The organism is Mesorhizobium sp. M7A.F.Ca.US.005.03.1.1 (assembly GCF_003997975.1).
GTDB lineage: Bacteria > Pseudomonadota > Alphaproteobacteria > Rhizobiales > Rhizobiaceae > Mesorhizobium > Mesorhizobium ciceri.
Genome location: NZ_RZRO01000039.1, coordinates 47,247 through 53,642, shown reverse-complemented (window position 1 = coordinate 53,642; position 6,396 = coordinate 47,247). Strand labels below are relative to the sequence as shown.

6 protein-coding genes and 1 pseudogene are annotated in these 6,396 nt (G+C 62.3%); 2 read left to right on the top strand and 5 right to left on the bottom strand.

All coding sequences use genetic code 11. The features are described 5' to 3' along the window. Nucleotides 1-357, top strand: a pseudogene (locus EN990_RS17680) (glutamate--tRNA ligase); the annotation flags it as partial. A gap of 184 nt (nucleotides 358-541) precedes the next feature. Continuing rightward, nucleotides 542-1,867, top strand: a complete 1,326-nt coding sequence (gene gltA, locus EN990_RS17675; RefSeq protein ID WP_013531749.1) for a citrate synthase — start codon at nucleotides 542-544, stop codon at nucleotides 1,865-1,867. A gap of 62 nt (nucleotides 1,868-1,929) precedes the next feature. On the opposite strand, the gene lpxB is transcribed toward gltA, so the two are convergent. Genes lpxB through lpxD form a run of 5 tightly spaced genes read right to left on the bottom strand, consistent with a single transcriptional unit; the run spans nucleotide 1,930 to nucleotide 6,355 of the window. Then, complete coding sequence (gene lpxB / locus EN990_RS17670) at nucleotides 1,930-3,108, bottom strand: lipid-A-disaccharide synthase (RefSeq protein WP_127385140.1); 1,179 nt, start codon at nucleotides 3,106-3,108, stop codon at nucleotides 1,930-1,932. Then, the gene (locus EN990_RS17665) at nucleotides 3,101-4,003 is read right to left on the bottom strand and encodes an LpxI family protein (RefSeq protein WP_164753762.1); all 903 of its coding nucleotides are present in this window, start codon (nucleotides 4,001-4,003) and stop codon (nucleotides 3,101-3,103) included. The genes lpxB and EN990_RS17665 overlap by 8 nt, the downstream gene beginning before the upstream one ends. Continuing rightward, complete coding sequence (gene lpxA / locus EN990_RS17660) at nucleotides 3,990-4,823, bottom strand: acyl-ACP--UDP-N-acetylglucosamine O-acyltransferase (RefSeq protein ID WP_013531752.1); 834 nt, start codon at nucleotides 4,821-4,823, stop codon at nucleotides 3,990-3,992. Before lpxA ends, EN990_RS17665 begins: the two co-directional genes overlap by 14 nt. A gap of 13 nt (nucleotides 4,824-4,836) precedes the next feature. Beyond that, nucleotides 4,837-5,304 carry a 3-hydroxyacyl-ACP dehydratase FabZ gene (gene fabZ, locus EN990_RS17655; protein WP_013531753.1) on the bottom strand — a complete coding sequence of 156 codons (468 nt, stop codon included), beginning with the start codon at nucleotides 5,302-5,304 and terminating at the stop codon, nucleotides 4,837-4,839. Continuing rightward, nucleotides 5,297-6,355 (bottom strand): UDP-3-O-(3-hydroxymyristoyl)glucosamine N-acyltransferase, encoded by a 1,059-nt coding sequence (gene lpxD / locus EN990_RS17650; RefSeq protein ID WP_127368447.1) that lies wholly within the window; start codon nucleotides 6,353-6,355, stop codon nucleotides 5,297-5,299. Before lpxD ends, fabZ begins: the two co-directional genes overlap by 8 nt. Nucleotides 6,356-6,396: the final 41 nt, after the last annotated feature.

Below are 6,396 nucleotides of genomic sequence, written 5' to 3'. Positions count from 1 at the left end.
GGCCTGAAGGAGCGCGCCAAGACGCTGGTGGAGCTCGTCGACGGCGCGGCTTTCCTGTTTGCCACCCGACCGCTGCCGATCGACGACAAGGCGGCCCTTCTGCTCACCGATGACGCCCGCAAGATCCTGCGCAGTGCTCACGAAGCTTTGAACGGGCTTGCGGGTGACTGGACAGCCGCCTCGGCGGAGGCGGCGATCCGCGAGGTGGCAGCGGCCGGCAGCCACAAGCTCGGCGCGGTGGCCCAGCCTTTGCGCGCCGCTTTGACCGGCAAAAGCACCTCGCCGGGCGTGTTCGATGTGCTCGCCGTGCTCGGCCGCGAGGAAAGCCTGGCGCGCATCTCAGATCAAATCGATTAGGAGCAAACTGGCCCAAGAAGATTGGCATTGAAAGGCGGGTTTCGCAGTGCAACATTAGGCCTTGGCCCAATCTGGCACGCACCTCCTGAAATGCGGTGGCGAATACGCGCATTGCGGTGATTTTCGACGTGTCGCTCTGCGAAATTTGCCTTTGCCGGCATGAGGAAACAAGAAGGAGTTTGCAATGACCGAAGCTGCGAAAAAACTGGATTTGGGCAAGACCCAAGAGGCCACCGCAACGCTTGAATTCGCCGGCAAGACCCATGAATTCAAGGTGCGAAGCGGTTCGGTCGGGCCTGATGTGATCGACATCGCCTCGCTCTACTCAACCACCGGCGCTTTCACCTACGATCCCGGCTTCACCTCGACGGCAAGCTGCGAGTCCGAAATCACCTTCATCGACGGCGACGCCGGCATCCTGTTGCACCGCGGCTATCCGATCGACCAGTTGGCCGAACATGGCGACTTCCTCGAGGTCTGCTATCTCCTGCTCTACGGTGAATTGCCGACCAAGGCGCAGAAGGACGATTTCGATTACCGCGTGACGCGCCACACCATGGTGCATGAGCAGATGTCGCGCTTTTTCACCGGCTTCCGCCGCGACGCGCATCCGATGGCGGTGATGTGCGGCGTGGTCGGCGCGCTGTCGGCCTTCTATCACGACTCCACCGACATTTCCGACCCCTACCAGCGCATGGTTGCCTCCATGCGGCTGATCGCCAAGATGCCGACGATCGCGGCGATGGCCTACAAATACCACATCGGCCAGCCCTTCATTTACCCGAAGAACGAGCTGAACTTTGCCGCCAACTTCCTGCATATGTGCTTTGCCGTGCCTTGCGAGGAATACAAGATCAATCCGGTGCTGGCGCGCGCCATGGAACGCATCTTCATCCTGCACGCCGACCACGAGCAAAATGCCTCGACCTCGACCGTTCGCCTCGCCGGCTCGTCGGGCGCCAACCCGTTTGCGTGCATCGCCGCCGGCATAGCCTGCCTGTGGGGACCCGCGCATGGCGGCGCCAATGAAGCGGCGCTCAACATGCTTGGCGAGATCGGCCATGTCGATCACATCCCCGAATTCATCGCCCGCGCCAAAGACAAGGACGACCCGTTCCGCTTGATGGGCTTCGGCCACCGCGTCTACAAGAACTACGATCCGCGCGCCAAGATCATGCAGAAGACGGCACATGAGGTTCTGGGCGAGCTCGGCATCAAGGACGATCCGCTGCTCGACATCGCCATGGAGCTGGAAAAGATCGCGCTGACCGATTCCTATTTCATCGAGAAGAAGCTCTACCCGAATGTCGACTTCTATTCCGGCATTACGCTGAAGGCGCTGGGCTTCCCCACCACCATGTTCACCGTGCTGTTCGCGGTCGCCCGCACCGTCGGCTGGATCGCCCAGTGGAAAGAGATGATCGAGGATCCGCGCCAGAAGATCGGCCGCCCGCGCCAGCTCTATACCGGTGCACCGGAGCGGGATTACGTGCCGATCGCCAAGCGGTGAATTAGGAAATAGTGAGTAGTGAGTAGTGAGTAGTGAGTAGTGAAGTCGACCATTTCTACTGATTACTGACTACTCACTCTCTTGACATACCGCATCACCACCTGCGCGGCGATCTCGCCGGACGGTCTACCGGTAGCCATGCGCCGCCTGATCTCTGCAAATCCATCCTTCTGCCAGGCACGCATGCCGCTGTCGGCGAACAGTGCTTCCAATTGCCGGGCAAGGTTGTTCGGCTTGATATAGCCGTCGTAGAATTCGGGAATAAGCGCTCGATCCGATATCAGATTGGGCAGCAGCGCCGACCAGACGGAAACGAGGTACGGCGCCAAGATGCGCGCGACCGGGTCGAGCCTGTAGCAGGAAATCATCGGCACGCCGGCCAGCGCCAGTTCCAGCGATACCGTCCCGGACGCGATCAGCGCCGCATCGGCCCTGCCGAAAGCCTGCCATTTGCGCTGGGGATCGACGATGATCTCAGGCTTTTCATCCCAGCGGTTGACGGAAGATTTGACGAGGTCGGCGACATGCGGGACGGTCGGCAGCAGCAGCCGCAAGCGGTGGCCGCGCGCGCGCAGGATCGACACCGTCTCGCCGAACGGGTCGAGCAGCCGCCGTACCTCGCTACGCCGCGAACCGGGCAGGACGAGCAAGGTTTTGACCCGATCAGGAGAAAGGTCGCGCGGCAACTCCTGCGCCTTGGCTGCAGCGAGCAAGCCCGCATCGTGCGTCAGGCGATGCCCGACATAGGTGCCCGGTGGCCCGCCGAGCCGCTCCAACTCCTTAACCTCGAAAGGCAGGATGCAGAGGATGTGGTCGACATAGGGCTTCATCGCGACCGCCCTGCCCGGCCGCCACGCCCATACGCTGGGACAGACATAGTGGATGATCGGAATCGACGGGTTGGCCGCACGCACCTTTTTGGCGACGCGCAACGAAAAGTCCGGACTGTCGATGGTGACGAGGCAATCCGGCTTTTCGTCGGCAACGGTCTTGGCCAGTTGGCTGATCCGCCGCATCAGGCGCGGAAGGTCGCGCAGGACGGCACTGAACCCCATGAGGGCGATCTCGCCGGCATCGAATGGCGAGACCAGTCCCAGCGTCTGCAAATGACGGCCGCCGAGGCCGACGAGTTGCACCTCGCGCCCGGCCGCCTGCCTGAGCGAGCGTACTATGTCGGCGCCGAGCAGGTCGCCGGACTCCTCGCCGGCAACAATCGCGATCTTCAATGCCCTGTCAGCCACTGTGCGGCTCCGTCGTGGCAGGCAGGCCAATGACGAACAGGCCGAGTGCGTTGGCGCGCGCGATGGTTTCAGGACCTTCGAGAACCAGCGAACGTCCCGCCTCGACGGCAATCCCGGCAAGCTCGGCTGCATGCGCTGCTTCGACCGTCTGCAGGCCGATGGACGGAAGATCCGCTCGCAGTTCCTGGCCAGGCTTGGCGCACTTGACCAGGACGCCGCGGGTCTTGCCCGCAATACGGCCGTGGCCGCGTAAAAGCTTTGCCCGCTCAAGCAATCCGGCTGTTCCTTCGATGCCTTCCAGCGCAATGGTCCGGCCACCGATGGCGATCGCGGCCTGGCCGATGTCCAGCGCCCCGATGGCTTTTGCTGCGGCAAGGCCTGCCTCGATGTCACGCCAGTCCGACTTTTGTGGCGCGGCGTTGGTCAGGACGCCTTCGGCGGCGACAAGGCTCGGCACGACTTCATGGGCGCCGACAACTTTTATTCCACGGGCTTCGAGGCCCCTCGCCAAGACCTTCAGCAGGCCATCGTCGCCACGCGCGAGCGCCAAGACGACCAGCGGAATTACCGCGAGCAGGCTGAGACTGGGGCGCAGCGCAAGCAATCGCGGCCGGCGCTTGATCTCGCCTGCAAGCACCAGATGGGTGATCCGGTGCCGCCGTAGCAATGGGACCAGCGAGCCTATACCTTCCAGAGCGAGGCTTTCATGATCGTATCGGGAGAGCTCCGCGATGCGGTCGACCTCGCCTTCCATCAGGATGACGAAGGGCGGATAGCCTTGTTCAACCGAGCCGGCCGCGACTTCGACCGGCAGACTGCCGCCGCCGGCAATGATGCCGACCCTGGAGCCCGGCGGAAGATCAAGACGCGCTGCCGCTGTCTCAGTCTTCGTCATCGACGTCGTCGCCATCGCCGCCCTTGAGCGACGGCACAGCATAGTGCCGCTTGCCGCGACTGGTGATGAAATCGATGATCTTCATGGCGGTCGGCGACGACGCGAACTCCGCCTTGGCGAACTCGATGTTCTCGCCAACAGTGCGGGAACGATCGAAGATCATCCTGTAAGCCTTGCGCAGCACAAGGATTTCGGACCTCGGCAGGCCGGAGCGCTTGAGCCCGATGATGTTGAGACCGCGCAAACTGGCGCGGTTGCCGACCGCTATGGCGAAGGGGATGACATCGCCGACGATCGCGGAGCAACCGCCCAGAAAGGCGTTGTCGCCGATGCGGACAAACTGATGCACTGCGGTCAGGCCGCCGATATAGACGTTGTTACCGACCTCGCAGTGGCCGCCCAGCGTTGCGCCATTGGCGAACGTCGCATTGTTGCCGACGACGCAATCATGGGCGATATGGGCGTAGGCGAGGAAATTGCCGTTGTCGCCGACCGTCGTCTCACCGCGGCTGGAATCGGTGCCGAGATGCATCGTCACGCCTTCGCGGATCGTGCAGTTCCTGCCGATGACCAGGGTGGTTCGGCCGCCCTTGTGCTTGGTGTTCTGCGGCGGCGCGCCCAATGTCGCCATCGGGTAGACCTTGGTCGAGGCGCCGATCGACGTCGCGCCCATCACCGAGACATGACTGACCAGTTCGACGTCGTCGCCGATCACCACATCGGCGCCGACATGGCAGAACGGCCCGATGCGCACACCTTGGCCGATTTTGGCGCCTTCCTCGACAATGGAGGAAGCATGGATGGATGTCTTGATTTTCATAAGCACTCGATCGTCAGTCGCTGGTGACCATCATGGCTGAAATCTCGGCCTCGGCCGCCTTGGCGCCGTCGACCATGGCTTCACAAGCGAATTTGAGCAGGTTGCCGCGTTTCTTGATTTTCTTGACATAGATCTTCAACTGGTCGCCGGGAACGACCGGTTTGCGGAATTTGGCGTTGTCGATGGTCAGGAAATAGACCAGCGACGGCTTTTCGGTACCCAGGCTGCGGATACAGATGGCGCCGGCCGTCTGCGCCATCGCCTCAACGATGAGCACACCCGGCATGACCGGCTGCTCAGGGAAATGGCCCTGAAAATGCGGCTCGTTTATGGTCACGTTCTTGATGCCGATGGCGGATTCGTCGCCATCGATGTCGACGATACGATCGATCATCAGGAACGGATAGCGGTGCGGCAGGAGCTTCATCAGCCCCATGATGTCGACCGCTTCCAGCGTCGTCGACGCGATCATGTCAGCCATTGCCTCCCTCGCCCTGTTTGCGGGTCCTGGCGAGCTTGCGCAGCATGGCTATCTCCCGCATGGCTTCCGCCATCGGCTGTGCCGGATAGCCGCCCCAGATCTCGCCTGCAGGGACATTGCTCATAAATCCACTTCTGGCGGCAAGCTTGGCCCCTGTCCCTATGGTCAGGTGATCCGCAAGCCCCACGCCGCCGCCCATGGTGACATTGTCACCCACGACCACAGAACCCGAAATACCCGAAAGCCCGGCTATTATGCAATTGCGGCCGATGCGGACGTTATGGGCGATCTGCACGAGATTGTCGATCTTGGTGCCTTGGCCGATGATCGTATCGGACATGGCGCCGCGATCGACGGTGGTGTTGGAGCCGATCTCGACGTCGTCCTGGATAACGACACGGCCGATCTGCGGCACGCGTTCGGGACCCTTGGCCCCGCCGACGAAGCCAAAACCATCCTGGCCTATCCTGGCGCCGCCATGAATGATGACGCGATTGCCGATCAAGGCATACTGGATGCTGGCGCCCGGACCGACATAGCCGTCGCGGCCGATCTGGCAGGATTGTCCGATGACCGCATTCGGGGCGATGACAGTACCGCTGCCGATCGAAGCGCCTGGCCCGATAACCGCGCCGGCCTCGATGACGGAACCGGCTTCGACATGCGCGGTCGCATCGACATGAGCGTGCGGCGAGACGCCGGTTTCACTGGTCATCGGCCCTGGTGTCGCTGCCCTCGGAAACAGCAGACGCCCGATCAGCGCGAAGGCCTGCTGCGGACGCGGATGAATGAGAACGGCAACGCTTGCCGGCGCCTTGCCGGCAAATTCCGCCGGGCACAGCACCGCGGCAGCCCGCAGCGACGGCATCAGCGCGGAATTACGCTTGCCGTCGACAAAGACGAGCGCATTCTCGCCGCCCTCGCTGGCCGGCGCGAGTGCTTCGATCAAAATATTGGAGTGGCCGGAATCGACAAGCACCGAGCCGGTCAGATTCGCGACTTCGCCCGCCGTATACCGGCGTGATGGCGCGAAGAACACCGGATCGGTCATTCCAGAAGCTATATCCAGCTAGGTCGGAACATTTCTCCCGG